The sequence below is a fragment of the Mycobacterium sp. SMC-19 genome, assembly GCF_045310815.1.
Classification (GTDB): domain Bacteria; phylum Actinomycetota; class Actinomycetes; order Mycobacteriales; family Mycobacteriaceae; genus Mycobacterium.
Map to the genome: position 1 here is coordinate 525,671 of NZ_JBJIAM010000003.1, position 25,714 is coordinate 551,384.

Annotated in this window: 23 protein-coding genes and 1 pseudogene; 9 read left to right on the forward strand and 15 right to left on the reverse strand. The window is 67.9% G+C overall.

The genetic code is table 11. The annotated features are described in order from the left end of the window. Window positions 1-4 precede the first annotated feature (4 nt). Window positions 5-781 carry a beta-phosphoglucomutase family hydrolase gene (locus ACJH5R_RS10035; RefSeq protein ID WP_406757649.1) on the reverse strand — a complete coding sequence of 259 codons (777 nt, stop codon included), beginning with the start codon at window positions 779-781 and terminating at the stop codon, window positions 5-7. On the opposite strand from ACJH5R_RS10035, the gene guaA reads away from it, so the two are divergent. Together guaA and ACJH5R_RS10045 are read left to right on the forward strand one after the other, a co-directional pair. Then, window positions 780-2,381 (forward strand): glutamine-hydrolyzing GMP synthase, encoded by a 1,602-nt coding sequence (guaA, locus tag ACJH5R_RS10040; RefSeq protein WP_406781855.1) that lies wholly within the window; start codon window positions 780-782, stop codon window positions 2,379-2,381. The genes ACJH5R_RS10035 and guaA overlap by 2 nt on opposite strands. Before the next feature lie 5 nt (window positions 2,382-2,386). Continuing rightward, window positions 2,387-3,298, forward strand: a complete 912-nt coding sequence (locus ACJH5R_RS10045) for a phytanoyl-CoA dioxygenase family protein (protein ID WP_406757647.1) — start codon at window positions 2,387-2,389, stop codon at window positions 3,296-3,298. Between the two features lie 21 nt (window positions 3,299-3,319). Here ACJH5R_RS10045 and ACJH5R_RS10050 read toward each other — a convergent pair whose 3' ends face one another. After that, complete coding sequence (locus ACJH5R_RS10050) at window positions 3,320-3,922, reverse strand: TetR/AcrR family transcriptional regulator (protein ID WP_406757646.1); 603 nt, start codon at window positions 3,920-3,922, stop codon at window positions 3,320-3,322. Then, window positions 3,900-4,754: an oxygenase MpaB family protein gene (locus tag ACJH5R_RS10055; protein WP_406757645.1), complete on the reverse strand. Its 855-nt coding sequence runs from the start codon at window positions 4,752-4,754 to the stop codon at window positions 3,900-3,902. The genes ACJH5R_RS10050 and ACJH5R_RS10055 overlap by 23 nt, the downstream gene beginning before the upstream one ends. A 195-nt stretch (window positions 4,755-4,949) precedes the next feature. Here ACJH5R_RS10055 and ACJH5R_RS10060 point away from each other — a divergent pair, with 195 nt between their 5' ends. Both ACJH5R_RS10060 and ACJH5R_RS10065 read left to right on the forward strand, forming a co-directional pair. Beyond that, window positions 4,950-5,663, forward strand: coding sequence for a hypothetical protein (locus ACJH5R_RS10060; RefSeq protein WP_406757644.1), 714 nt, complete (start codon window positions 4,950-4,952; stop codon window positions 5,661-5,663). An 11-nt stretch (window positions 5,664-5,674) separates the two neighbouring features. Further along, entirely contained in the window at window positions 5,675-7,270 is a 1,596-nt protein-coding gene (locus ACJH5R_RS10065) for a DNA polymerase Y family protein (protein WP_406781836.1), read from the forward strand. 75 nt (window positions 7,271-7,345) lie between these two features. On the opposite strand, the gene ACJH5R_RS10070 is transcribed toward ACJH5R_RS10065, so the two are convergent. From ACJH5R_RS10070 to ACJH5R_RS10090, 5 genes and pseudogenes are all read right to left on the reverse strand, one after another. Continuing rightward, window positions 7,346-8,311, reverse strand: a complete 966-nt coding sequence (locus ACJH5R_RS10070; protein WP_406757642.1) for a nucleoside hydrolase — start codon at window positions 8,309-8,311, stop codon at window positions 7,346-7,348. A gap of 10 nt (window positions 8,312-8,321) precedes the next feature. Next, a complete protein-coding gene (locus tag ACJH5R_RS10075) occupies window positions 8,322-10,340 on the reverse strand; it encodes an SDR family oxidoreductase (protein WP_406781837.1) in 2,019 nt (672 codons plus the stop codon). A 31-nt stretch (window positions 10,341-10,371) separates the two neighbouring features. Continuing rightward, window positions 10,372-10,710 carry a hypothetical protein gene (locus ACJH5R_RS10080; protein WP_406781857.1) on the reverse strand — a complete coding sequence of 113 codons (339 nt, stop codon included), beginning with the start codon at window positions 10,708-10,710 and terminating at the stop codon, window positions 10,372-10,374. A 28-nt stretch (window positions 10,711-10,738) separates the two neighbouring features. Beyond that, window positions 10,739-11,038: pseudogene (locus ACJH5R_RS10085) on the reverse strand (TMEM175 family protein); the annotation flags it as partial. Between the two features lie 12 nt (window positions 11,039-11,050). Then, complete coding sequence (locus tag ACJH5R_RS10090) at window positions 11,051-11,767, reverse strand: histidine phosphatase family protein (protein ID WP_406757639.1); 717 nt, start codon at window positions 11,765-11,767, stop codon at window positions 11,051-11,053. A gap of 87 nt (window positions 11,768-11,854) precedes the next feature. Between ACJH5R_RS10090 and ACJH5R_RS10095 the strand changes: the two genes are divergently transcribed. After that, complete coding sequence (locus ACJH5R_RS10095; protein ID WP_406757638.1) at window positions 11,855-12,724, forward strand: MaoC/PaaZ C-terminal domain-containing protein; 870 nt, start codon at window positions 11,855-11,857, stop codon at window positions 12,722-12,724. 89 nt (window positions 12,725-12,813) lie between these two features. Here the strand turns inward: ACJH5R_RS10095 and otsB are convergent, their stop codons facing one another. Beyond that, a complete protein-coding gene (otsB, locus tag ACJH5R_RS10100; protein ID WP_406760117.1) occupies window positions 12,814-13,926 on the reverse strand; it encodes a trehalose-phosphatase in 1,113 nt (370 codons plus the stop codon). 88 nt (window positions 13,927-14,014) lie between these two features. Here otsB and ACJH5R_RS10105 point away from each other — a divergent pair, with 88 nt between their 5' ends. After that, window positions 14,015-14,878: a universal stress protein gene (locus tag ACJH5R_RS10105; protein ID WP_406760114.1), complete on the forward strand. Its 864-nt coding sequence runs from the start codon at window positions 14,015-14,017 to the stop codon at window positions 14,876-14,878. A gap of 9 nt (window positions 14,879-14,887) precedes the next feature. On the opposite strand, the gene ACJH5R_RS10110 is transcribed toward ACJH5R_RS10105, so the two are convergent. Both ACJH5R_RS10110 and ACJH5R_RS10115 read right to left on the reverse strand, forming a co-directional pair. After that, entirely contained in the window at window positions 14,888-17,785 is a 2,898-nt protein-coding gene (locus tag ACJH5R_RS10110; protein WP_406760113.1) for an RND family transporter, read from the reverse strand. Beyond that, on the reverse strand, window positions 17,782-18,213 hold the full coding sequence (locus tag ACJH5R_RS10115; protein WP_308484141.1) for an MmpS family protein: 432 nt from the start codon (window positions 18,211-18,213) through the stop codon (window positions 17,782-17,784). Before ACJH5R_RS10115 ends, ACJH5R_RS10110 begins: the two co-directional genes overlap by 4 nt. Before the next feature lie 113 nt (window positions 18,214-18,326). Here ACJH5R_RS10115 and ACJH5R_RS10120 point away from each other — a divergent pair, with 113 nt between their 5' ends. Then, complete coding sequence (locus tag ACJH5R_RS10120) at window positions 18,327-21,602, forward strand: error-prone DNA polymerase (protein ID WP_406760112.1); 3,276 nt, start codon at window positions 18,327-18,329, stop codon at window positions 21,600-21,602. A gap of 134 nt (window positions 21,603-21,736) precedes the next feature. Then, a complete protein-coding gene (locus ACJH5R_RS10125; RefSeq protein WP_406760111.1) occupies window positions 21,737-22,384 on the forward strand; it encodes a nitroreductase family protein in 648 nt (215 codons plus the stop codon). Between the two features lie 61 nt (window positions 22,385-22,445). Here ACJH5R_RS10125 and ACJH5R_RS10130 read toward each other — a convergent pair whose 3' ends face one another. The 4 genes from ACJH5R_RS10130 to ACJH5R_RS10145 all read right to left on the reverse strand — a co-directional run bounded on the left by ACJH5R_RS10130 (window position 22,446) and on the right by ACJH5R_RS10145 (window position 24,694). Further along, window positions 22,446-22,928: a hypothetical protein gene (locus ACJH5R_RS10130; protein WP_406760110.1), complete on the reverse strand. Its 483-nt coding sequence runs from the start codon at window positions 22,926-22,928 to the stop codon at window positions 22,446-22,448. 24 nt (window positions 22,929-22,952) lie between these two features. Beyond that, complete coding sequence (locus ACJH5R_RS10135; protein WP_406760109.1) at window positions 22,953-23,357, reverse strand: hypothetical protein; 405 nt, start codon at window positions 23,355-23,357, stop codon at window positions 22,953-22,955. Between the two features lie 45 nt (window positions 23,358-23,402). Further along, window positions 23,403-24,119, reverse strand: a complete 717-nt coding sequence (locus ACJH5R_RS10140; RefSeq protein WP_406760108.1) for a DUF1326 domain-containing protein — start codon at window positions 24,117-24,119, stop codon at window positions 23,403-23,405. A gap of 122 nt (window positions 24,120-24,241) precedes the next feature. Beyond that, window positions 24,242-24,694, reverse strand: a complete 453-nt coding sequence (locus ACJH5R_RS10145) for a tRNA (cytidine(34)-2'-O)-methyltransferase (protein ID WP_406760116.1) — start codon at window positions 24,692-24,694, stop codon at window positions 24,242-24,244. A gap of 270 nt (window positions 24,695-24,964) precedes the next feature. Here ACJH5R_RS10145 and ACJH5R_RS10150 point away from each other — a divergent pair, with 270 nt between their 5' ends. Beyond that, on the forward strand, window positions 24,965-25,282 hold the full coding sequence (locus ACJH5R_RS10150) for a DUF732 domain-containing protein (RefSeq protein WP_406781838.1): 318 nt from the start codon (window positions 24,965-24,967) through the stop codon (window positions 25,280-25,282). The last annotated feature ends 432 nt before the right edge of the window (window positions 25,283-25,714 follow it).

The following is a 25,714-nucleotide window of genomic DNA, read 5'->3' on the forward strand; positions in this document are numbered from 1 at the left end:
GCTTTCACATCAGTTCCGCTAGATCGGTGACGACGACGTCGGCGCCGTGGCTCAGTAGGTCGTCGCGCTGGCCCACCCGGTCGACGCCCACCACGAAGCCGAACCCGCCGGCTCGACCGGCCGCCACCCCCGACAGCGCGTCCTCGAACACCGCGGATGCGGCGGGGGCGACACCGAGCAGCTGCGCGGCCCGCAGGAACGAGTCCGGCGCGGGCTTTCCCGCGATGTGTTCAGTGCGCAGCGTCACGCCGTCGACCCGTTCGCCGATGAAGCGCTCCAGGCCGGTGAGCGCCAGCACTGTACCGGCGTTGGCGCTGGCCGACACCACCGCGGTGGCCAGGCCGGCATCGGTGACCGCCGCCAGGTAGCGCCGGGACCCTTCGAACACCTCCACCCCGTCGGCCTGCAACGTCACCCGGAACGCCTCGTTCTTGCGGTTGCCCAGGCCGTGCACGGTTTCGGCGTCGGGCGGGTCGTCATCGGTGCCGTCGGGAAGGGTGATGCCGCGGCTGGCCAGAAACGCGCGCACTCCATCGTCGCGTTTGCGGCCGTCGACGAAGCGCCGGTAATCACCTTCGGGGTCGAACGGCACGAACGGCTCGGCGGTGCGTTCGGCACGTGCCGACAGGTAGGCGTCGAACATGGATTTCCAGGCGCGGGTGTGCACGCTTGCGGTGTCGGTAAGCACTCCATCGAGGTCGAACAGGCAGGCACGCACCGTTTCGGGCAGACCCAGCACGTGTTCTCCCTCCGGCGATCCGGTGTGCCTCCACTTCACCATGCCCGCCGTCGGCTCGGCTGACTTTTGCCGCCACTACACTCTTTGCGTGTCATCACCATCTTCTCGCCCCGTGTTGGTCATCGACTTCGGCGCGCAGTACGCCCAATTGATCGCCCGCCGGGTTCGGGAGGCGCGGGTGTTCTCCGAGGTCCTCCCGCACACCGCGACCGTCGAAGAGATCGCCGCGCGCGATCCGCTGGCGGTCGTGCTGTCCGGCGGACCGGCCAGCGTCTACGCCGAGGGCGCCCCCCAGCTCGATCCGGCGCTGTTTGACCTCGATATTCCGGTGTTCGGCATCTGTTATGGCTTTCAGGCCATGGCGGCCGCGCTGGGCGGCACCGTCGAGCACACCGGGACCAGTGAGTATGGCCGCACCGAACTGACGGTGACCGGCGGGGAACTGCACGCGGGTCTGCCGGGCACTCAGCCGGTATGGATGAGCCACGGCGACGCGGTGACCGCCGCGCCGGACGGGTTCACCGTGGTGGCCGGTACCGCGGGTGCTCCGGTGGCCGCGTTCGAGAACCGTGCCCGCCGACTGGCCGGGGTGCAGTACCACCCCGAGGTGCTGCACACCCCGTACGGGCAGCGGGTGCTCAGCCGGTTCCTGCATGAGTTCGCCGGCATCGACGCGGCCTGGACGCCCGCCAACATCGCCGATGCGCTGATCGAGCAGGTGCGCGAACAGATCGGCGACGGCCACGCCATCTGCGGACTGTCCGGCGGGGTGGACTCCGCGGTGGCCGCGGCGCTGGTGCAGCGCGCCATCGGCGACCGGCTGACGTGTGTCTTCGTCGACCATGGGTTGTTGCGTGCCGGGGAACGCGAGCAGGTGCAGAACGACTTCGTCTCCGCCACCGGGGCCAAGCTGGTCACCGTGGATGCCGAAGCGGTGTTCCTCGACGCGCTGTCGGGGGTGTCCGATCCCGAAGGCAAGCGAAAGATCATCGGGCGCCAGTTCATCCGGGCGTTTGAGGGTGCGGTGCGAGACACCTTGGGAGACCACGATGTCGAGTTTCTGGTCCAGGGCACGCTGTATCCGGACGTGGTGGAATCCGGCGGGGGCACCGGCACCGCGAACATCAAGAGTCATCACAACGTCGGCGGGCTGCCCGACGACCTGAAGTTCAGCCTCGTCGAGCCGCTGCGGCTGCTGTTCAAAGACGAGGTGCGCGCGGTCGGACGCGAGTTGGGACTGCCGGAGGAGATCGTTGCGCGCCAACCGTTCCCGGGTCCCGGGCTGGGCATCCGGATCGTCGGCGAGGTCACCGGACCGCGGCTGGCGACGCTGCGGGCGGCCGACGCGATCGCCCGCGAGGAGTTGACCGCCGCCGGCCTGGACCACCAGATCTGGCAGTGCCCGGTGGTGCTGCTGGCCGATGTCCGTTCGGTAGGGGTGCAGGGCGACGGCCGCACCTACGGCCATCCGATCGTGCTGCGGCCGGTGTCCAGCGAGGACGCCATGACCGCCGACTGGACTCGGGTGCCCTACGAGGTGCTGGAGCGGATCTCAACCCGGATAACCAATGAGGTTCCCGAGGTCAACCGCGTAGTGTTGGACGTCACCAGCAAACCCCCCGGCACTATTGAGTGGGAGTAGCCACGATGATTGCTGCGCTTTCGGCTGCCGACGCCCAGCGTCGCGAGTTCTGGGCGCAGCTGTGCCCGGGAATGTCGATAGAAGCCGGGGGCGCCCGCCCGTCCGCTGCGGTCGGCGAGCTCGACACCCAGCTGGCCAACCTGAAGCGCGAGGGCTACGTCCAGGTCCCCGACGCGCTGCCGGAGGCGGCCATCGCGCCCATTCGCGCGGGGGTGTCGACGCTGTTCCAGCAAGGGATCCCACTGGCTTTCGCCTTCGTCTACGACGAGCTGTGGCTGGCTTTCCAGGGGCTTTCGGAGTTTCTCACCAGCGTGATGGGCGAGGGGTATCAGGCGTTGCCCGACTTCTGGGTCTGGCACGTCAATCCCAGCGATAACGCCGTGGGCTGGGGCCCGCACCGCGACCGGGTGATCGGGACGCTTGACGACGACAACTCGCCGCGGACGTTGACTGTGTGGCTTCCGTTCAGCGATGCCAACCCGCTGAACGGATGCATGTACGTGCTGCCCGCCCATCTCGACGATCGTTTCGTCCAGCGTCGATGGGACGGGCCGGACAACACCGTGGTCCGCAATGTGCAGGACGTTCGGGCGTTGCCCGCCACGGCCGGCACAATGTTCGCCTGGAATCAGGCAGTGCTGCACTGGGGCGGGCGCGGCAGCCGGCTCGGGGCCGCGCCGCGGATCAGCGCGGCTTTTGAGTTTCAGCGCTCCGACTGCGCGCCGTTCAACACACCGTTGCTGGATCCGGGCCGTATGCCGACGTTCACCGAGCGGCTTGGGTTGATCGGCAAACAGGTTCTGCAATATCGCCACATGTATCCGCTGGCCAGCGATGTCGAGGCCGTCGCGACCTTGCTGGCGGAGCGCTACATGCCCGAGGTGGCCGCCTCGATGGGGGTCGGTGCGGCTCGCTGACCGAGGGGGTTTTGAACTGCCCTACACCGGCATTGCGCGCAGCGCCAGGGGAAGGCTGGGCAGAAAATGCACGGTCGCGAACGCGCGGATGTCCTCGGCGGAATCCAGCGGTTCGCGCGACGGCAATAACAGGGCCAGCGCCGCGTATCGCAGGATGGTGTCGGCCAGTTCGGTGACGACCTGCGGGCCGATGCGTTCGGCGAACCCGGCCGGGAAGATCACCCGTAGCGCTTCGGACATCCGGTCCACGATCGCGTCGTAGTGCTGTCGGCCCAGTTCCAGGGCCAGTGCCGGCTCGTCGGTGATCATCCGGTTGAGCACCCGATGCCGGCGAAACTGCATGATCGCCGAGGTGAACGCCTCGACATAGTAATTCGACTGGGCGCCAGAGCTTTTCAGCTCGGCCGCGATCTCGTCGTAGAGTGCGGCATTCTCCCGGTCGATGACCGCGGCGACCAGCTCATCGCGGCCGGCGAACCGGCGGTAGATGGTGGTGCGGCTGACCTTGGCGCGGCGAGCGACGTCGTCGAGTGCGACCCGCCGGAAGCCATGCTGCTCGAACTCGACGACCGCGGCATCGAGGATGGCGGTGGTCGCCGAGTCAGTCCCGGGTGTAGCCGGCATAGGCGAATTGGTTGTAGCGCAGTCGCATCGGCAAATGATCCCATGCCCAGTTGACCGGCCGCGACCGACAGGCCGCGGCGAACCGCTGATAGCGACGCTCTTGTCGAGCACTCCACGGCAGGCCCAGTTGGGCACGGGTGCTCGGCGGCATACCGCCGGTGGTGAGAAACGCCGCGAGCGGATTGAAGACCACCGAGATCGCCCGCCACAGTGCCGGCGGCATCCCCTTGGGGCAGGGGAAGCCCTTGGTGACATAGCCGACGCCGTACTTGGCGGTCGGGTGGTCGACGAGAACCTTGTCCAGCATCTGATTCCAGTAGCGCTCGAACTCGGCGTAGTCGGCCGGCATCGCCCGATCGCTGACACCGTAGCGGCGATACCAGGTCTTCGATTCGAGGTAGATCCGCTCCTTGTCGGCGGGGGTCAGCCGCTTGACGAAGGTGTCGGCGAAGTACAGCACCTGCTCGACGAAGGTGGCGTGCGCCCAGAAGTAGGTCTCGGGATCCAGGGCGTGATACCGACTTCCGTCGGGCATCGTCCCCTTGATGTTGTGGTGGAAGTCGCGGACCTGCTGGCCGGGGTTGTCGGACTCGGCGCCGTAGACGGTCATGAAGATCGGCGGCAGGGAACGCTTGATGCGGGCGGCGGTGTCGGTGAAGAACACCGAGTGATCCAGCACGCCCTGGCCGAGTTCGGCGAGCATGTTCTGCAGCACCGCGGGCCGCGGCCCGATCAAGAACATTCGGTTGTCGCCGAAGTAGCGCCACACCAGGGATTGCGGCCCCAGCGGCAGGGCGTCGGTAGCCGCGTCGGACTCCACGGATCGGGTCATGCGGAACAGTGTTACATATTTTGAACTATGTACCAACCCTGGCGGCCGGTGGCCTTGGCGGCGGTGCTGATGGGGCGCGCGAGGCCGTTGATGCGCCGCCGGGAGATCCGGCTTGACGGTTGTCGGTGGGGGAGTGTTCACTCGGGTCAATCGAACATAGTTTCGAACATATTCGAGTGTTTCCCGGAGGCGATCATGACGGCGGCAGTGGACTTGGGGCAACGTCATAGCTCCGGAGAAAATCGCGCCGACCAGCTGGAACAGCTGCGTCGGCAGATGGCGGCGGTGGCGGGCAAGGTGGGTGCGGGCCGGCGGGGGGCCGGGCCGTCGGCTGCGACCTCTTCGGCGGCCCCGGCCGCCGACTCGGTGCTGCCGGTCCCGTCGCTGCTGGCCGAGGTGCTGCCCGTCGGACTGCCGCGCGGCACGGTGGCAGTGCTCTCGGGGGCCCGCTCGTTGATGCTGAGCATGGTGGCCGCGGTGACGGCGGCCGGGGGTAACGCGGCCATCGTCGGTCAGCCGGACCTCGGGCTGCTGGCCGCATCCGAGATGGGCGCCGACCTGAGCCGGCTCGCGGTGATTCCCGACCCGGGCAACGACCCGGTGGAGGTGGCTGCGGTGCTGATGGACGGCATGGATCTGGTGGTGCTCGGACTGGGCGGCCGATCGGTGCCGCCGGCGCGCACCCGGGTTGTGCTGGCCCGCGCCCGCCAGCGGGGCTGTGCCCTGCTGGTCTCCGGCGGCACCTGGCAGGGCACGGCGCTGCAGCTGGACGCTCGGGTGAGCGGCTACGAGACCATAGGTGACAAGATGACGGGCTGCGGCGCCATCGCCGGGTTCGGCCGGATCGGCGCGGTGCGGCTCGAGGTGCGGGCCGCCGGACGCGTGGCCGGGCGAACCAAGGCCGGGTAGCGAGTCCTCTCATGGCCGACTCTCGAGTACTGGCGCTGTGGTGCATGGACTGGCCCGCGGTTGCCGCGGCGGCCGCGGCGGGGTTGCCGGCCACCGCGCCGATTGCGGTCACCCTCGCCAACCGGGTGATCGCCTGCTCGGCGGGCGCCCGTGCGGCGGGGGTGCGGCGCGGGCTGCGGCGCCGAGAAGCGGCGGCGCGCTGTCCGGCACTGCACGTGGTGGCCGCCGACACCGATCGTGATGCCCGGCTGTTCGAGCCGGTTCTGGCTGCGGTCGACGAACTGATGCCGGCTGCCGAGGTGTTGCGGCCCGGACTGCTGGTGGTGTCGGTGCGCGGCGCGGTACGGGCCTTCGGCTCCGAGGAGCAAGCCGCCGAACGTCTCGTCGACGCAGTAGCCGCGACCGACGTCGAATGCCAGGTCGGGATCGCCGACGGGCTCTCCACCGCGGTGCTTGCCGCGCGTGCCGGCGCCGTGGTGCCGCCTCGGGGAGACGCCCGGTTCCTGTCGGCACTGTCGATCCGTCAGCTGGCCGCCGAGCCCAGTCTGTCCGGGCCGGGGCGTGACGGCCTGGTCGATTTGTTGTGGCGCTTGGGTATTCGGACCATCGGGCAATTCGCGGCGCTACCCCGCCCGAATGTCACTTCGCGGTTCGGCCCCGACGCGCTCACCGCGCACCGGTTTGCCCGCGCCGAGCCGGAACGCGGGCCGTCCGGGCGGGAACCCACGCCGGATCTCGAGGCCGTGCTGCACTGCGACCCGCCGATCGACCGGGTCGACGCCGCGGCGTTCGCCGGCCGCTCGCTGGCCGGTGCGCTGCACCGGACGCTGATGGCCGCCGGGGTTGGCTGCACCCGGCTGGCCATTCACGCCGTCACCGACACCGGGGAAGAGCTGACCCGGGTGTGGCGGTGCGCCGAGCCGTTGACCGAGGACGCCACCGCGGATCGGGTGCGTTGGCAGCTGGATGGCTGGCTGAACAGCCGCGTCGGCTCGGACCGGCCGACCGGTCCGGTGGCGCTGTTGCGGCTGGAGCCGGTGGAGGTGCTCTCGGCGACCGAGGCGCTGCAGTTGCCGCTGTGGGGTGGCCTCGGGGAGGAGGACCGGTTGCGTGCCCGCCGTGCCCTGGTACGGGTGCAGGGCCTGCTCGGCCCCGAAGCGGTGCGGGTGCCGGTGCTCTCCGGCGGCCGCGGTCCCGCAGAGCGCATCACCTTGACCCCGCTGGGGGATGAGCCGGTGCCGCTGGCCGACCCACGCCAGCCGTGGCCCGGCCGGCTCCCCGAGCCGTCGCCGGCGGTACTGCTCGACGACCCGGTGGAACTGCTTGACGCCGAACGCAATCCGATCCGGGTAACGGGCCGGGGATTCTTCTCCGCCGACCCGGCGTGGCTGGTCGCCCGGGGCCGCGACGACCGGCTGCGCTGGTGGGCCGGCCCCTGGCCGGTCGACGAACGGTGGTGGGACCCGCAGCGGGAGGGGCCGGGCTCCGGGCGCACCGCCCGGGTTCAGGCGCTGCTGGAGGACTCGCCGGGAAGTGCGGCACCCGGGCAGGCGCTGCTGCTGTGCTACCGGCTGCGGCGGTGGTATCTGGAGGGGGTGTACGAGTGAACCAGGTCAATTGCCCGATCGGCGTCCCCGCGCCGAACGTGCACTCAGGACGAGAATTCGGCTCCGAGATCGCCCTCAGTACACGTTCGGTGGGAGAGCGCCGGCGAATGCGCTGACCCGTTGCACGAACCGGTCGAAGAACGCCGCCGGGTCGACGCCCACCCCGATCAGCGCGTTGGGCTGTGCGGCATCCCAGTCGGGGATCGTCCTCCCGCGCGTGTCTCCGGGCGCAAGCTCGACCCGTACCGCGGCCGGGCGGGTCGTCACCAGCGTGGGTTCCAGCGCGACCGCCGCGGCCAGCGGGTCGTGCAGATACGCCAGATAGCCGTAGCCGCGCGCCTCGTGTGCCTCGAAATAGAACCGCAGCGCGTCGTTGAGCATCCGAACCGCCGGGTTGCCGGCCGGTGCGGCCAGCCGTGCCAGGATCGCCGGCGTAATCGCGATGTGCCGGGTCAGATCCAGACCGCACACGATCGGGAGCCGTTGCGGCGCAACTGCTCCCCACGCCGTGAACACCTGCGCGGCCGCCTCCGGATCGAATCCGATGTTGAACTCGGCCCAGCCGGACCGTTCGCCGGAGAACGCGCCGCCCATGATCACCAGCCGACGCAGCAGTGTGGGCAGTGCGGGTTCGGTCCGCAGTGCCAATGCCAGGTTGGTCAGCGGGCCGGTGGCCAACCCGATCAGCTGCCCCGGGTGTTCCCGTGCGGCGGCGACCCAGGCCGCGGCGGCGTCGTATCCGGTGAGCTGTCCGGTGCCGGGCGGCAACTCGGCGTACCCCAGCCCCTGCGGCCCGTGGATGTTCTCCGCGGTGTGGACCGGGCCGTTCAGCGGCACCTCGGCGCCCCGCGACACCGGGACTCCGGTCGTCCCGCACAGTTCCAACAACGCCAGATTGTTGCGGCAGACCTGCTGCACCGCAACGTTTCCGCCGGTCGACGCGATCCCGACAAGTTCGGCATCCGGGCTGGCCAGCAGGTACACCAGCGCGACCGCGTCGTCGACGCCGGTGTCGAAGTCGGCGAAGACGGGCAGCGTCACGAGCGCAGGCTCACCAGTGCACGCCCGGAACCAACCGCACCGCCCGCTTGACCGGGCGAGGCACCCGCACCCGCGGGATCGCCCGCGACGGCCGCTTCGGTCGGCGTCGAGTCGGGTGCGCCGCAACGGCTTCGGCCGGTGCCACGCCGCGGGCGGCGGCCGAGTCCGGATAGCCCAGATAAAGCTGGTGCAGGATCCGGCGTGACAGTCGGGGTGTGAAGTAGTTGCCGGCCTGGCCCAGCGTGCCCGACGGGGTGTCGATCCGGTCCGGCTTCTCGACCAGGCCGCGCACCACCATGGCCGCCGCGTGTTCGGCGCTGATCGCCCCCATCGGCACCAGTTTTCCGGTCGGCGCGATCATCGGGGTGGCCACCAGCGGCATGTGGATGGTGGTGAACGTGATGTGGTCCGAAAGGGTTTCGGTCGACACCACGTCGGCGAACGCGTCCAGCGCCGCCTTGGTGGGCACGTACGCGCTGTACTTGGGGCTGTTCGCCTGTACCCCCACGCTGGAGACGTTGACGACATGCCCGAACCGGCGTTCCCGCCAGTGCGGCAGCAGCGCCAGCACCATGCGCACCGCTCCGAAGTAGTTGACCGCCATCGTGCGCTCGTAGTCGTGCAGCCGGTCGGTGGAGTTCACCACCGAGCGGCGGATCGACCGGCCGGCGTTGTTGACCAGGTAGTCGACGTGGCCGAATCGGCCCAGGATGTCCTTGACCGTGTGCTCGACCGACGCCGAATCGGTGACGTCGCAGCTGAACGCGTGGGCCTGTCCGCCGCCGGCGCGGATCTCGGCCACCAGCTCGTCGAGGGCGCCGGCGCTGCGGGCCAGCGCGAACACCGTGGCGCCGCGCTCGGCCACCGCGATCGCCGAGGCCCGGCCGATCCCGCTGGACGCCCCGGTGATGATGACGTGCCGCCCGACCAGGGGCCCGGCCGGATCGTCACGGCGGGCGCGGTCGGGATCCAGATGCTGCGCCCAATACCGCCACAGCGCCGGTGCGTAGTCGGCGAACTCGGGTAGCCGGACGCTACCGCCCAGCGCCGCGCGGGTGGCGTCGGCGACGAACGTCGGTCGCAGGTTCACCAGGTCGAGCACCTCGGCGGGAAGACCCAGCTGGGTGGCCATCATGTTGCGCCACACCCGGGCCCGTCCGCGGACGTTGAGCACCGGCGCCGCCACGGCTCCGGGCAGCGTGGCGCGCAGCGGCGGAAGCCCGGCCTCTCGGGCAACGGCCCGGTAGATGTCGGGCAGCCCGATGGAGCGCGGCGCGGTGAGGTGGAAGGTGCGCCCGTCATATCCGTCGGCGTGCATCAACTCGATCAGCGCATCGACGACGTAGTCGACCGGAACGACGTTGGTGCGTCCGGTGTCCGGCACCGCCATCGGGCTGAGCCGGGGCAGCGCCGCCAGCTTGGCCAGCAGCGGAAAGAAGTAGTACGGCCCGTCGACCTTGTCCATCTCGCCGGTGCGGGAATCGCCCACCACCACCGCCGGCCGGTACACCCGGTAGCGCAGTCCCGGTGCCGAGCGCACCAGCGCTTCGGCCTCGAACTTGGTCTGGTGATACGGGGTCGGCAGCTTCTGGCCGATGTCGAAGTCGTCTTCGGTGAACTCGCCGGCGAAGTCGCCGGCCACCGCGATCGACGACACATGCGACAAGGTGGCGTCGAGCCGTCGCGCCAGCCCGATCACCGCGCGAGTGCCCTCGACATTGGCTGCCTGCTGTTCGGCCGCACCGGCGGTGATGTCGTAGATGGCCGCACAGTGCAGCACGTGATCAATGTCGCCCAGTTCGGCGAGCACCGAGTCGGTCAACCCGAGGTTCTCTTCCGTCAGGTCGCCGACCAGCGGATTCACCCGCTCGTTCCACGCCTGTCCGTGCTGAGAGGCCAGGGCTTCGAAGCGGCCCAGCGACGCGCGGCGCACCAGCACCCACACCTGCGCATCGGGACTGTGCTCCAGAATTCGGGCCACCGCTCGCCGTCCAATAAACCCGGTACCGCCGGTAACGACATAACGCATGCGGTCATGGTGGTCGCTTGGCTCGGCTACGTCAATGGTGAGTTGGGTCTCGCCGTCCGATGCCCGGGATATTGAACGCGTAGAAGGCCGGCATCACGACGAAAACCGCCAGTGCGACCATCGGCGACCACAGCACGCCGATCGCGCCCGCCGCCAGGTAGGCGACGATCCCGGTGATCGACCGAAACCGTTGGGCGGCGAACACGCTCGGATCCGCGTCGTCGGCGGCCAGCCGGTCGGGGCACCGGCCGACTTGGTCGAACAGCAGCAGCCAACTGGCGCACATGGCCGCCAGAATGCCGGCGTACAGGGCCACGGCGGTACGGGCGTCGTGAGCATCGGCGCCGTCGATGAACGCGCGGGAGAGCACCGCGGTCGGAAACTCCGATGAGCGCCGTGGTGCACAGCAGCGCGATGTTGGCCAGGTGTACGCCCTTGTTGACCTGTTTGATCGCGATGAACGCCTGGTGGTGGTTGAGCCAGATCACCGCGACGTAGCCGAACGACGCGAGGTAGCCGAGGTAGGCCGGCCACTGCCGGATCAGTCCCTCCAGCAGCTGACCGGGGGCGTGCTCGGGTGCCTTGAGGTCGAGTACCAGCAGGGTCACCGCGATCGCGAAGACGCCGTCGCTGAACGCCTCCACGCGTCCGGTGTCGGTCAAACCGGCCGGGGCATCGGAGCCGTCAGACGTGCTCATCGGCGCCTGAGGTCAGAATGCGCGAATCCCGTCCCAATCCAGCAGTTTCCAGCCGGTGGCCGGGTTGCCGGTGATCACCACCTTGCCGAGGTTGGGCAGTGGATGGTCGATCAACAGCTCATCGCGGGGGTTCTTGACATTCATCAGGGTCCACGTCGCGATCGATGCCCCGTGTGCGAACGCCACCGGGTTGGTGTCGCCGGAGTCGTAGATCTGCTGGATCGCGGCGCCGAACTCGTCGTTGAACTGGTTGCCGTCGATCGAGCCGGGGATGGCCGCGGTCCGGTCACCGTGCAGCCATGCCTGCGGGGCAAGCCAATACGCCGAGTTGGCCACCGATCGGGGCTTGTCGCCGAACCAGCCGGCGCTGATCTCCCGCAGGCCCGGCAGGATCTGCACCTGCCGGCCGAGTTCGCGGGCCAGTGGGGCGGCGGTCTGCTGAGTGCGCACCATCGACGAGGCGTAGACACCGTCGTGGTGGCCGCGGGAGAGCTGATCTGCGATCTCCTGAGCCTGGACGCGGCCCTTGTCGGTCAGTCCCGGGCCGGGCACCGACGTGTCGAGGATTCCGGCGGCGTTGGCTTCGGATTCCGCGTGCCGGACCAGCGTCAGGGTGATGTTGCGCGGGTGCGGTGTCCCCGAACAGCCGCTGAGCACTAGGACCGCGGCCAGCGCCGCCGCCAGCAGTGCGAACAGCGTGCCGGTGCGGTTCCAGATGTGCTTCCCCATGCCGACAGCCTGCCGTGTGGATGGCGCTGACGCGACCGGTTCTGCTGAAATGGTGGGGGCCCATTCGTCCCTGGTGAAGGAGAATCCGTGGCACTGGATCCGACGGCCATTGGCGCGACCGCTGACCCGATGCCGTTCGCATGGACCGAGCGCGACACCATGCTCTACGCGCTCGGGGTCGGCGCCGGAACAGCCGATCTGGCGTTCACCACCGAGAACAGTCATGACACCCCGCAGCAGGTGTTGCCCACCTACGCCGTCATCTGCTGCATGGGCTTTGCGGCCGTCGGCAAGATCGGCACGTTCAACCCGGCGCTGCTGCTGCACGGCTCCCAGGAAGTGCGACTGTTCGCGCCGCTGCCGCCCGCCGGAAGCCTGCAGGTGGTGGCCGAGGTGGCCGACATCCAGGACAAGGGCGAGGGCAAGAACGCCGTCGTGATGCTGCGGGCGCGCGGCACCGATTCGAAGACCTCCGAACTGGTCGTCGAGACGTTGACCACCCTGGTCATCCGCAAGGCCGGTGGCTTCGGCGGGGAACCCGGGCAACGGGCGGTCGCGCCGCAAATCCCCGACACGCAACCGGATTCACGCGTCGCGTACGCGACCCGGGAGGACCAGGCGCTGCTGTACCGGCTCTCCGGCGACCGCAATCCACTGCACAGCGACCCGTGGTTCGCCACCACGCTGGCCGGCTTCCCCAAGCCGATCCTGCACGGGCTGTGCACCTACGGTTTCGCCGGTCGTGCGCTGGTCGCCGAGCTTGGTGGCGGCGATGCCAGCCGAGTCAGCGCCATCTCGGCGCGGTTCACCGACCCGGTGTTCCCGGGGGAGACGCTGACCACCTCGATCTGGCGGACCGAGCCGGGCAAGGCGGTGTTCCGCACCGAGGCGGCCGGTCCCGACGGCGCCAACCCGCGGGTGGTGCTCGACGACGGCGCGGTGGAATACCAGGACTAACGGCCGCGCGCGAAGGTGCGCAGTTGTACGTCAAGCCGCGGCGTGTCGCGTGCAAACACGCACGCTCGGCGGGGAGGGGCCGGGGAGGGTCAGCCGGCGGCCAGGTGCTTGGCTAACTGCGCAGTGAACTCGGCCGCCTGCGCCGGACTCTCCAGTGCGTAGCGCGCCGCGGTCGCGCGGTCGCCGTCGTCGTTGTGTCGCACCACTATTCCGGCGCCCGACAGTTCGGCAACCGCGTCGAATGCGTCCTCGTCGGTGATGTCGTCGCCGAGAAACAGCGGTGTGGCCACCCCGGTCATCCGATCCAGCAGCCAGTACAGCGTACGGCCCTTGTCCCAGTCGATCTCGGGGCGCAGCTCGATCACCTCACGCCCGGTCGTGACCCGCAGCCCGCGGCGCCGGCCGGTATCGCGCACTGCCGCCAGTACCTCGCCGACCCGATCCCTGGCGGCGTTGCGGTAGTGCACGGCGACGGCGAAGCGCTTGTGTTCCACCATGATTCCCGGAATCGCGCCGAGTTGCTCGGTGAGCGATCCGGCCGCGGCGGCCAGCACCAGCACGGCATCGACGGCGGCGTCGTTCTGGTGGTGTGAGCCGTCCGGCCCGATCAGCTCGAAGCCGTGGCTGCCCGCATACCAGATCCCGTCCAGCCCCACCCGGGCCCGCACGTCGGCCAGGTCGCGACCGGACAGCACCGCGACCGGGCATTGGGCCGCCAACGCGGTCAACGCATCCACCGCGCCGGCCACCGGCCGGGCCGCGTCGGGATCGTCGACGATGTCCGACAGGGTCCCGTCGAAGTCGAAGAACACCGCCGGGTGGTCGAGGCCGCGCAACTCCGCAGCCGTCATCGCATCCGGCAACGCCGACATCGGCCGGTCACCGGTTCGCACCTGTACTGCGCTCGGGTCAGCCACCACTGCGTCACCGCCATCGCGCGCCACACTGATCACCAGGGCGAATCCGGCACTGCGAGCGGCGATTACCCCCGATTCGGAGTCGGTGAGCACCACGCAGCGGCCCGGTCGCGCCGCCAACCCGGTGGCGGCAGCCACCAGTTCGGCGCCGGAACTGTCGGAGCCCACCGCGGCCACCCGCACCCCGGCCTCTCGCAGGCGTTCGGTCAGCGCCGCCGTGTCGGCACCGCCGTCGAGCCGCAACAGCACCGCGTCATGCCGGCGCGGGTCGATCGTGACCGACATGCCAACCATGTCCACCACGGTGCCACAGCCGCGCTCCGATTAGCGTGGTAGGGGTCTAGAGAGTTCCCCGAACACAAGGAGAGCCCCGATGTCGTCCACTCCCGGAATCCTGGTCGGTGTCGACGGATCGCCGTCGTCGGTCGCGGCAGTCGACTGGGCGGCGCGTGACGCCGTGCTGCACAACCTGCCGCTCACCCTGGTGCACGTGCTGGCGTCCCCGGTGGTGATGACGTTCCCCGAGACGCCGATGCCGCCCGGCTACACCGAGTGGCAGCGTGACCAGGGCGAACACCACCTGCGTGAGGCCGTCGAGATCGCCGAGGCGGCCGGCGCGACGCGGGTCGCCGCCGAGACCGTGGTGGGCTCCACGGTGCCGATGCTGGTGGACATGAGTCGCGAGGCCGCCCGCCTGGTGGTCGGGTCGCGTGGGCACGGGCGGATGCGCCGGCTGTTGCTCGGCTCGGTCAGCTCGTCGCTGGTGCGTCACGCCCACTGCGCGGTCGTGGTCATCCACGAAGACCATCTGCGTCCCGACACCGCACCGGTGGTCGTCGGTATCGACGGGTCGCCGGTGTCGGAGGCCGCAACCGCGCTGGCGTTCGAAGAGGCCTCGCTGCGCGGGGTGGAACTGATCGCGGTGTATGCCTGGCACGACACCGGACTGCTGGACTTCCCCGGCATCGACACCGCGGCCATGGCCTCGGAAGCCGAATTGGCCCTGGCCGAAAGGTTGGCGGGCTGGCGGGAGCGCTACCCCGACGTCACGGTGCGCCGGGTGGTCGTCGATGACCGACCGGCCGACCAACTCGTCGACCAATCCCAGGAGGCTCAGCTGGTGGTCCTGGGCAGCCACGGCCGCGGCGGCTTCACCGGCATGCTGCTGGGCTCGGTCAGCCAGGCGGTGGTGCAGTCGGCGCACACGCCGGTGGTCGTCGTCCGCCCGCCGTCATAACGGTCAGCGTCAGCTGACCGACGCCGGCTCGCTCGCCCGGGCCACGGCCTGCTGCGCCACCGGACTCGGCCGCAACGGCACCCGCTGCGGCCACCAGAACCAACGGCCCAGCAGCGCGGCGATCGACGGCGTCATGAACGAGCGGATCACCAGGGTGTCGATGAGCAGACCCAGGCCGATGGTGGAACCCACCTGACCGATCACGCGCAGGTCGGAGACCAGCATCGACATCATGGTGAACGCGAACACCAGGCCGGCCGAGGTGACCACGGAGCCACTGCCGCCCATAGCGCGGATGATGCCGGTCTTGAGTCCGCCGTGCAGTTCTTCCTTCATCCGGGAGACCAGCAGCAGGTTGTAGTCCGAGCCGACCGCCAACAGGATGATCACCGACATCGCCAGCACCATCCAGTGCAGGTCCAGGCCGATGATGTGCTGCCAGATCAGCACCGAGATACCGAACGACGTGCCCAGTGAAAGCAGCACCGTGCCGACGATCACCGCCGAGGCCACCACGGCCCGGGTGATCAGCAGCATGATGATGAAGATCAAGCACAGCGAGGCGATGCCGGCGATGATCAGGTCGTAGGCTGACCCGTCCTTCATGTCCTTGAACATGGCCGCGGTGCCGCCGAGATAGACCTTGGAGCCCTCCAGCGGGGTGCCCTTGAGCGCCTCGTGCACGGCGTGCTTGATCGGCGCGATGTGGCTGACGCCCTCCGGGGACATCGGATCGCCCTCATGGCTGATGATGAACCGCACCGCGTGCCCGTCGGGGGACAGGAACATCTTCATGCCGCGCTTGAAGTCGGGGTTGTCGAACGCCTCGGGCGGCAGGTAGAACGAGTCGTCGTTCTTGGACTCGTCGAACGCCTTGCCCATGGCGTTCTGGCCTTCCATCATCTTCTCCATCTGAAGCTGCAGGCCCTCCATGGTGGACTGCATCTTCAGCTGGGTGGTCCGCATGTTTTCCATCGTCTCGATCATCGGCGGCATGATCTCGAGCATCCGCGGGATCAGCCGGTCGAGGTTGTCGATGTCGGGCAGGACCTGTTCGAAATCCTCGGTCATCTGGTCGAGGCCGTCCATCACGTCGAAAATCGACCGGATCGACCAGCAGATCGGGATGTCGAAGCAGTGCGGCTCCCAGTAGAAGTAGCTGCGCATCGGCCGCCACATGTCGTCGAAGTCGGCGATCGAGTCGCGCATCCGCTGGATGTCGTCGAGCATGTGGTGCATCTTGAGGTCCATGCTGTGGGTCGTCTCGGACATCGCGCGGGTGACCTCGAGCATGTCCTTCATGCTCTGGACAGAGACCGCCATGTCGTCGCCCATCTTGAGCATGTTCTTCATGCTGTCGAGCTGGTACTTCATGTTCAGCTGCTGGGTGGTGCCCTGCATGCTGATCGCGAACGGGATCGTGGTGTGTTCGATCGGCGTGCCCAGCGGCCGGGTGATGGTCTGCACCCGCCCGATGCCCGGCACCTCGAACACCCGCTTGGCGATTCGGTTGATCACCAGGAAGTCGGCCGGGTTGCGCAGGTCGTGGTCGGTCTCGATCATCAGCAGTTCCGGACTCATCCGGGCCTGGGAGAAGTGCCGGTCCGCGGCGGCGTAGCCGATGTTTGCCGGCACGTAGTCCGGCAGGTACTGCCGGTCGTTGTAGTTGGTCTTGTACCCCGGCAGCGTGAGCAGGCCGATCAGGCAGACCGCCGTGGTGGCCACCAGCACCGGTCCCGGCCAGCGCACGATCATCGCGCCGATCCGCCGCCAGGTGCGGATTCGCATGGCCCGCTTGGGCTCCAGCATGCCGAAGCGGCTGGCCACCGCCACGACCGCCGAGCCGAAGGTGAGGGCGGCCAGCACGATGACCAACATGCCGATCGCCAGCGGAACGCCCAGCGACTGGAAGTAGGGCAGTCGGGTGAAGTGCAGACAGAAAGTCGCGCCGGCGATGGTCAGACCCGAGCCCAGGATCACGTGCGCGGTGCCGTGATACATGGTGTGGAAGGCCGACTCTTTGTCCTCGCCGAGCGCTCGGGCCTCTTGATAGCGGCCCAGCAGGAAGATCGCGTAGTCCGTCGAGGCGGCGATGGCCAGTGTCACCAGCAGGTTCACCGCGAACGTCGACAGGCCGATGATGTTGTAGTAGGCCAACACGGCCACCACGCCGCGGGCAGCGCTCAGCTCGAAGACCACCATGCCCAGCACCAACAGCACGGTGCCGATGGACCGGTAGATGGACAGCAGCATCGTGATGATCACCACGAACGTCAGCGCGGTGATGATCTTCAGGCTTTTGTCGCCGGCGATGTGCTGATCGGCGTTGAGGGCGGCCCCGCCGGTGACATAGGCGTGCACGCCCTCGGGCGCCGGGGTGTCGGCGATGATCTGCTGGACGGCCTCGACCGATTCGTTGGCCAGGGTCTCGCCCATGTTGCCGGCCAGATACACCTGAACGTAGGCGGCCTTGCCGTCCGGGCTCTGGGACCCCGCCGCGGTCAGCGGGTCGCTCCAGAAGTCCTGGATGTGCTCGACGTGGGTGTGGTCGGCCTCCATCTTGGTGACCAACTGGTCGTAATACTTGTGCGCGTCGTCGCCGAGCGGCTGGTCGCCTTCGAGGACCACCATCGCCGAGCTGTCCGATTTGAACTCGTCGAACACCTTGCCGATGCGCATCATCGCGATCATCGACGGAGCGTCGCGGGGGGCCATCGACACCGCGCGCATCTTCCCGACCTCGTCGAGCTGCGGCACAACGACATTCACCAGTACGGTGATCGCCAACCAGGCCAGGATGATGGGTACCGCGAGCCGGCGGATCCACGCCGGGATCCCGCCGCGCTTGGGCGGCTGCGCGGCCGGCAGCGTTTCGGTCGGGGTGTCGTCGCTGGTGTGCTTGCTCATGCGGATTTCACAATGCAGAAGGTCTGGGCGCTCACGGGGCCGGTGGCGATTCTTTCTTCTTTGATGACGCCGTCGATGGTGACGCGGCAACCGATGGTGGCGCCGTCACCTTGGGCGACGATGTTGGGGCTCACCGCCGGATTGGTGGTCGACAGGGTCAGCGACCACGGCAGGCTGGCGCCGTCGATCCGCTGTGGGGTGGCATCGAGGTCCAGGTAGTTGATGTCGGCGTAGGTGCCGTCCGGGCTGAAGATGTCGTAGACCACGACCTTGGGGTGAAACGGCTTGGTGTCCTCGAACGGGACGGTCCCATTGCCGCTGTCGTCGGCTCCGAAATAGCCGCGGACTCGCTGCACAGTGAACCCCCCCACCGCGACGACTATGACGATGAGTAGGGGTAACCACGCGCGTCTGAGAGCGCCGAACATGAAAGCAGTGGCCCTTTCGCATCGTGCCGGAACTGACACAGATTAGTGCATCAAAGTTCTTTTTCACACCCATCCCAGGGTGTTTCGCACATATGTTCGATATCTTGGAAGGTGTGAGTTGGAGCAGCGGGCCGTCTAGCTGGGCGGAAATAGAACGTGTTCTAGATGGTAAGCCTCGTCACACCGGTAATTCGGCCGGTGTGTCGACCGATCACGGCTCGCCGTCTCCGCAGGTCGAGCCGCTGCGGCCGACTGGGCGAACAGTGTCTTTTCCGCCCTACGCCGAGTTACACGCGCACTCGGCGTACAGCTTTCTGGACGGGGCCAGCAACCCGCAGGAGCTCGTCGCCGAGGCTGCCCGGCTGGGCCTGCGGGCGATCGCGCTGACCGATCACGACGGTTTATACGGGGTGGTGCGGTTCGCCGAGGCTGCGGCCGAGCTGGATATGGCCACCGTCTTCGGCGCCGAATTGTCGCTTGGGAGGGTGGCGCGCACCGACGACCCGGACCCGCCCGGCCCGCACTTGCTGGTGCTGGCCCGCGGCCCGGAGGGCTACCGGCGGTTGTCGCGGCAGATCGCCGCCGCGCACCTGGCCGGCGAGAAGGGCAGGCCGCGTTTCGATCTGGATGCGCTGACCGAGGCGGCGGGCGGGCACTGGCACATCTTGACCGGCTGTCGTAAGGGGCACGTTCGCCACGCGCTGGCCACCGGCGGCCCGGATGCGGCCGCCGCGGCGCTGGCCGATCTGGTGGACCGATTCGGGGCCGGGCGAGTCAGTGTGGAGCTGACCCGGCACTCCGATCCGTGCGACGACGAGCGCAATGCGGCGCTGGCCGGTTTGGCGCCCCGGTTCGGAGTGGGGCTGGTGGCCACCACCGGCGCGCACTTCGCCCGGCCGGATCGGGGCCGGCTGGCGATGGCGCTGGGTGCGGTGCGCGCCCGCCAGTCGCTGGACGTCGCCGCCGGCCGGCTGGCTCCGCTGGGCGGCTCGCATCTGCGGTCCGGCGCCGAGATGGCCCGATTGTTCGCGGCGCATCCGGCGGCCGTGCCGGCGGCAGCCGAACTCGGCGAACAGTGCGCCTTTCCGCTGACGCTGATCGCCCCACGGCTGCCGCCGTTTGCCGTCCCGGACCGTCACACCGAGGACAGCTGGCTGCGGCGGCTCACCCTGGACGGCGCGGTGGGGCGCTACGGCCCGCCCGAGCGCATGCCGGCCGCTTACGCCCAGATCGAGCGTGAGCTGGAAGTCATTGCCCAGCTTGGTTTTCCCGGATATTTCCTGGTGGTACACGACATCACCCAGTTCTGCCGGCGCAGCGACATCTTGTGCCAGGGCAGGGGATCGGCGGCCAACTCCGCGGTCTGCTACGCCCTCGGTATCACCGCGGTGGATCCGGTGGCCAACGGACTGCTGTTCGAGCGCTTTCTGTCTCCGGCCCGCGACGGCCCGCCCGACATCGACATCGATATCGAGTCGGATGAGCGTGAAAAGGTGATCCAGTACGTCTACGGCAAATACGGTCGAGATCACGCCGCCCAGGTGGCCAACGTCATCACCTACCGGGGACGCAGTGCCGTGCGGGATATGGCCCGCGCGCTGGGCTATTCACCGGGACAGCAGGACGCCTGGAGTAAGCAGTTGAGTCGATGGGGCCCGCCCGGCCGGGAGGACTCTGATCTGCAGGGCATCCCCGAACAGGTGATCGAGCTGGCCAACCAGGTCGCCGACCTGCCCAGGCACCTGGGCATCCACTCCGGCGGCATGGTGATCTGTGACCGCCCGATCGCCGACGTATGCCCGGTGGAATGGGCCCGGATGCCCGGACGGAGCGTGCTGCAGTGGGATAAAGATGACTGCGCGGCAATCGGTTTGGTGAAATTCGACCTGCTGGGGCTGGGGATGCTCTCGGCATTGCACTACGCGATCGACCTGGTGGCGCAGCATTGCGGTGTCGAGGTGGACCTGGCCGCGATCGACCTGTCCGAGCCGGCGGTGTACGAGATGCTGGCGCGCGCCGACACGGTCGGGGTATTTCAGGTGGAGTCGCGCGCGCAGATGGCCACCCTGCCGAGGCTGCGCCCACGGGTGTTCTATGACCTGGTGGTGGAGGTGGCGCTGATCCGCCCCGGGCCGATCCAAGGCGGATCGGTGCATCCCTATATTCGCCGCCGCAACGGTATCGACCCGGTGACCTATGAGCATCCGTGCATGGCCAGGGCGCTGGAGAAAACCTTGGGAATTCCGCTGTTTCAAGAACAGCTGATGACGCTGGCGGTGGACTGTGCCGGGTTCACCGCGGGCGAAGCCGACCAGCTGCGCCGCGCGATGGGCTCCAAACGGTCACCGGAGCGGATGCGCCGGTTGCGCGACCGGTTCTACTCCGGCATGGCCGAGTGTCACGGCATCACCGGCGAGGTGGCTGATCGGATCTACGAGAAGCTGGAAGCCTTTGCCAACTATGGATTTCCGGAGAGTCATGCGATGAGCTTCGCGTCGCTGGTGTTCTACTCGGCCTGGTTCAAGCTGCACTACCCGGCGGCGTTCTGCGCCGCGCTGCTCCGGGCCCAGCCGATGGGCTTCTATTCGCCGCAGTCGCTGGTTGCCGATGCCCGCCGGCACGGCGTCGTTGTGCATCGACCAGACGTCAACGCCAGTCTGGCGCACGCCACGCTGGCCGAAGCCGGAACGCAGGTCCGGCTCGGGCTGGGTGCCGTCCGTGGCATCGGAACCGACCTCGCCGAGCGGCTGGTGGCCGACCGCGAGGCCCATGGCCCATTCGCTTCGATGCTGGACCTGACTGCGCGGGTTCAGCTTTCAGTGCCCCAGACTGAGGCGTTGGCGACGGCCGGCGCGTTCGCCGGTTTCGGCGTGTCACGCCGAGAGGCGCTGTGGACGGCCGGGGCTGCGGCGGGGCAGCGGCCGGACCGGCTGCCCGGGGTGGGGGTCGCGACGCATACCCCGGCCCTGCCCGGGATGAGCGAGATCGAGTTGTCGGCTGCCGACGTATGGGCCACCGGGGTCTCCTGCGACAGCTTCCCGACCCAGTTCCTGCGCGCCGACCTCGATGCGCTCGGGGTGATTCCGGCTGTGCGGCTGACCGCGGTTCCCGACGGCACCCGGGTGCTGGTGGCCGGGGCGGTGACGCACCGGCAAAGGCCGTCGACCGCCCGCGGAATCACGTTCGTCAACCTCGAGGACGAGACCGGGATGGTCAACGTGCTGTGTACACCGGGGGTGTGGGCTCGGCATCGACGGCTGGCGCAGACCGCGACGGCACTGCTGATCCGCGGACGGGTGCAGAACGCCAGCGGGGCGGTCACCGTGCTGGCCGACCGGCTGGGCGCCCTTGAGTTGACTGTGAGTTCGCGCTCCCGGGACTTTCGGTAGCCGCCGGCGGTCAGCGAGGTTCGACGCAGGAGAGCCGAAGCTGGACCGCCGCAGCAAGCCCGGCGGTCAGCGAGGTTCGACGCAGGAGAGCCGAAGCTGGACCGCCGAAGCAAGCCCGGCGGTAACCTCCAGCCATGAACCTCAACTTGTCCGCCGACGAAGTCCTGACCACCACCCGATCGGTCCGCAAGCGGCTTGACCTCGACAAGCCGGTTCCCCGCGAGGTGCTGATGGACTGTCTCGAGATCGCCCTGCAGGCACCCACCGGATCCAACGCTCAGGGCTGGCAGTGGATGTTCGTCACCGACCCGGTCAAGAAGCAGGCGCTTGCCGACATCTACCGCGCGAACGCCATGCCGTATCTGAACCGGATGAAGCCGGACTACGGCGAGGGCGACGTGCGCAGTGAGCGGATGGAGTTCGTCAGCGGCTCGGCCAGATATCTGGCCGAGAACCTGCAGGACGTACCGGTGCTGATGATCCCCTGCCTGGAGGGCAAGCCTGAGACGGCGTCGCTGGGGTTCGGCGCATCGTTCTGGGCGTCGCTGTTCCCGGCTGCGTGGAGCTACTGCCTGGCGTTGCGTAACCGTGGACTGGGTTCCTGCTGGACCACCCTGCACCTGCTCGGGGACGGCGAGCAGCAGGCCGCCGACGTCCTCGGCATTCCTTACGAGAAGTACAGCCAGGGTGGGCTGTTCCCGATCGCCTACACCAAGGGCACCGACTTCAAGCCGGCCAAGCGGCTGCCGGCCGAGCAGGTGGCGCACTGGGACAGTTGGTGAGGTCCGGGTCTGGGTGAGTATCCCAACCAGGTTCCGGGACAAGCGAACCCAACACCTATCGTCAACATCCCATGCCGCCCCACATCGACTGGGCGCCGGTGTGGCCGATGCGGACGACCAGCCACGTCGACACGGCCGCGAATACCAGAGTGCCTGCTCCGGTGACGGTGATGCCGATGCGACGGATCGCCGGTGACATCGCGCCCACTTCGTCGGCAAACAGTGGGGTATGCAGCGCCCACCACCCGATCATGGCGATGGTGAGCAGCGCGGACCAGAGGACCAGCTGAGACCCTAACGCGGCGTGACGCTGGAGGATCTCACCTCCCATCACCCGTTGCTGGAGCCAGCTGCCGGCCGTGGTGGTCAGCGGGATCGCGATCAGCGTGCCCACCGCGACGAACAACGCGGCGCCACTGATGCGGCGTCGTGCGCCGGGCCAGAGCACGGCAAGTACGGCCAGTAGGGCGGTCACGGGAACCAAGGCCGCAACCAGGTGTGCAAGCAGCGGATGCGCCGGCAGGCCATAGATGGTGTCAAGCACGAAAACTCCCTTTCCGGTCGCGAATCACGGCTTGTCGCAGCACTTCTTGTCCGACTTGTGCATGGGCATGCCCGGCTTCATAGGCTTGTTCGACCCCATTTCGTCGCGCGCCATCTCGCCGTGCTTCTTCATGTTCGGGCCCATCTCGTCGTGGCCCATCTCGCCGTGCTTCTTCATGCCCGGGCCCATCTCGCCGGCGGGCATCGGCTTGTCGCAGCATGATTCCTCGGGCTCATGGCCGTTGGCCCCGGGTGCGTGCATGGCGTGCGACGTCATAGCCGGAGTCTGGCCCAAGGTGAGTGCTCCGGAGGATCCTGCCCAGGCTCCGGCGATGAAGACTGCCACCGCGATGCCGGTGAAGGCCAACGTGGTGGCAGCTCGGCGCTTGTGCTCGCCGAACTTGGTGCTGAATTTGCGGAAGATTCCCATCGTCTTTCCTTTCAGTGGTGGTGAAATCGCTTCTTCTACGGTGCATTAGGTGCCGCAATGGCAACCTGAACGGCTGTCGACGCCCGCACTGTCCTGCTGGGCTCCTGGGCTATCCGCGTGCGGTTGCCAGTCGAAGGGGAAGTGTTTGCTTGAGCCGCCGCGGTATTCGTGGGAGTACTCGAAACCCTTTGCCTGGTCGCGTTTGACTACGCCCCACGTCGCCACCTGGCCCGGGCCGACCTCCGCGCCTGGTGCGTTGGCGGTGGTGACCCGCCGGTTCGGATCCGACGTCGGGCCCGTGAGCGCCTCGACACGTACGTCGACCTTGCCCGGTATCTCCGCGCGCCAGTACGCCAGATCATCGGCGGCTTCGAAGGTGATCGGCGCGTACTCGATCTTGTCCAGCGTGCCGATCAGGCTGCCGAATTCGCCCGGCCAACCGCCCTCTTTCCCAGTGAAGATGCGCTCGAGGGCGTAGCGCTGGTCGGTGTCCGCTTTGGCGTCGATGTAGAACATCAATTTCATCGTGGCGTCGGGATCGTCGACCCACATGTTTCCCTCGAACTCGCCGAGGGCGATCACGCCCAGGCCGGCGAGGTCGATGTCGCCGTAGTGCCCCTCGTGGACCTGCCAAACCAGGGTGAACAGGCAGTCTCCGTGGGTGGGCTCCTGGGCGAAACTGCACGGGCAGGGCAGTTTGCAGCTGCACACGTCAAACCACTCGCCTCGCAAGTGCCAATCCACTGCCGTCGCCGACGTCATGAGTTCCTCCCTTTGTCTATACCCATAGGGGGTATGGGTATAGACAGGACGGTACACGGTCTCGCCGAGCGGTGACAAGTACGTCGGGGAACGGCCTCACTCGGAGGTTGGGCTGAAGGTGGCTACGCCCCGTCGGCGAACCCGTGCTGGCGCCACGCCTCGTAGACCGCGACGGCGGCGGCGTTCGACAGATTCAGTGACCGCCGCCCGGCCAGCATTGGGATGCGCACTCGCGCGGTGATGTGTGGGTCGGCCAGTGTCGCCTCGTCCAGGCCGGTGGGTTCGGGGCCGAACATCAGCACGTCGCCGGGCTGATAGCTCACATCGGTGTAGGGGATGTGGGCGCCGGCGGTGAACGCGAACACCCGAGCGTCGCCCAGCGCCTCCCATGCCGCCGGCAGCGACGCGTGCACCCGCACCCAAGCCAGATCGTGATAGTCCAAGCCGGCCCGCCGAAGCTTTGGTTCGGACAGGTCGAAACCCATGGGCTCCACCAGATGAAGCTCTGCGCCGGTCGCCGCCACCATCCGAATCGCGTTGCCGGTGTTGGGCGGGATGCGGGGCGAATAGAACATCACTTTGAACACAACAGCATCCTCGTATGACGGCAAGTGGGAAGCGACCGACCTCCGGTCGTTGCGGTACCAGGCAGGCTATGCCCGGCGCGGATTGCCGCGCCGGTCCGGGGCGTCCCGGCGGCGTGACAAACTCGCGCAATGGCTGTCGAAAACTGAACTTTGGCTTTCGCTTCGAGATGAATTCCCCGGACAAATCGCGCACCTTGTCCGGGCGCGGTAATCTCGCATTCCGAACCATAGCGATCACAAAAAGAATAGGGAATCGAAATGCTTTTTGGTAAAGCGGGGGTGGTTGCTCCCATTGCAGCGATAGGACTCTCGGTTGGGGTTCTGACTGCGCCCGCAGCTCACGCCGATGAGCAGACCTTCGTTGATGCATTGCGCGAAAACGGTTGGTCGGCCATGAGTTTCGGTGCGACAGGACACCCGTTGGCGCCGGGTCTCATCACGCGTCCGGACGTGGCAATCGCGAACGGTCACGACGTGTGCAACCAGCTGCAGCTGGGGTTGACGCCAGACCAGATGGTTGCAACCACGCTCCCGGCCGCTCAGGATAATTATCGGATTTTCATAACAGCCGCGTAGGAGCATTTGTGCTGAGGGGCTAGCGCCTTTGTTATGGCGCGGCCTTTTCTTTCTGCAGGGCACTAGACCCGGCTCGCCGGGGTCTAGTGCCCTGCGTTTATTCGGTTGTGTGACGCGACCGCCGACGCGGTGGCACGTTCTCGGTGACCTCTGCGAAGTACTCCAGTGGGTTGTCTCGCAGGGCAACGCCCGGATTAGAGGGCGATCATGGCTTCTCGGTCTGTTTGCTCGACCAGAGTTCGCCAAGACACGCGAAGGTCTCGGAAAGTGTTCTGTTCAGTAAAAATTCTGGTCATGCCTGCAGTCGACTGTCATACTCGTCGAATTGCTATGCCGTGAAACGCACCGCAACCCGCTGTGCGGGTGCGATGTCCCCGGAGAGTCCGATGAATGAGGCGCAGACGGTGAATTTCAGCCGAGCGGTCGGCGAAT

Coding starts and splice junctions, on each gene's coding strand:
- guaA (WP_406781855.1), top strand. CDS start 780: ATGCCCGCCGTCGGCTCGGCTGACTTTTGCCGCCACTACACTCTTTGC.
- ACJH5R_RS10035 (WP_406757649.1), bottom strand. CDS start 781: ATGGTGAAGTGGAGGCACACCGGATCGCCGGAGGGAGAACACGTGCTG.
- ACJH5R_RS10045 (WP_406757647.1), top strand. CDS start 2,387: ATGATTGCTGCGCTTTCGGCTGCCGACGCCCAGCGTCGCGAGTTCTGG.
- ACJH5R_RS10050 (WP_406757646.1), bottom strand. CDS start 3,922: ATGCCGGCTACACCCGGGACTGACTCGGCGACCACCGCCATCCTCGAT.
- ACJH5R_RS10055 (WP_406757645.1), bottom strand. CDS start 4,754: ATGACCCGATCCGTGGAGTCCGACGCGGCTACCGACGCCCTGCCGCTG.
- ACJH5R_RS10060 (WP_406757644.1), top strand. CDS start 4,950: ATGACGGCGGCAGTGGACTTGGGGCAACGTCATAGCTCCGGAGAAAAT.
- ACJH5R_RS10065 (WP_406781836.1), top strand. CDS start 5,675: ATGGCCGACTCTCGAGTACTGGCGCTGTGGTGCATGGACTGGCCCGCG.
- ACJH5R_RS10075 (WP_406781837.1), bottom strand. CDS start 10,340: ATGCGTTATGTCGTTACCGGCGGTACCGGGTTTATTGGACGGCGAGCG.
- ACJH5R_RS10090 (WP_406757639.1), bottom strand. CDS start 11,767: ATGGGGAAGCACATCTGGAACCGCACCGGCACGCTGTTCGCACTGCTG.
- otsB (WP_406760117.1), bottom strand. CDS start 13,926: ATGTCGGTCACGATCGACCCGCGCCGGCATGACGCGGTGCTGTTGCGG.
- ACJH5R_RS10105 (WP_406760114.1), top strand. CDS start 14,015: ATGTCGTCCACTCCCGGAATCCTGGTCGGTGTCGACGGATCGCCGTCG.
- ACJH5R_RS10110 (WP_406760113.1), bottom strand. CDS start 17,785: ATGAGCAAGCACACCAGCGACGACACCCCGACCGAAACGCTGCCGGCC.
- ACJH5R_RS10115 (WP_308484141.1), bottom strand. CDS start 18,213: ATGTTCGGCGCTCTCAGACGCGCGTGGTTACCCCTACTCATCGTCATA.
- ACJH5R_RS10125 (WP_406760111.1), top strand. CDS start 21,737: ATGAACCTCAACTTGTCCGCCGACGAAGTCCTGACCACCACCCGATCG.
- ACJH5R_RS10135 (WP_406760109.1), bottom strand. CDS start 23,357: ATGGGAATCTTCCGCAAATTCAGCACCAAGTTCGGCGAGCACAAGCGC.
- ACJH5R_RS10140 (WP_406760108.1), bottom strand. CDS start 24,119: ATGACGTCGGCGACGGCAGTGGATTGGCACTTGCGAGGCGAGTGGTTT.
- ACJH5R_RS10145 (WP_406760116.1), bottom strand. CDS start 24,694: ATGTTCTATTCGCCCCGCATCCCGCCCAACACCGGCAACGCGATTCGG.
- ACJH5R_RS10150 (WP_406781838.1), top strand. CDS start 24,965: ATGCTTTTTGGTAAAGCGGGGGTGGTTGCTCCCATTGCAGCGATAGGA.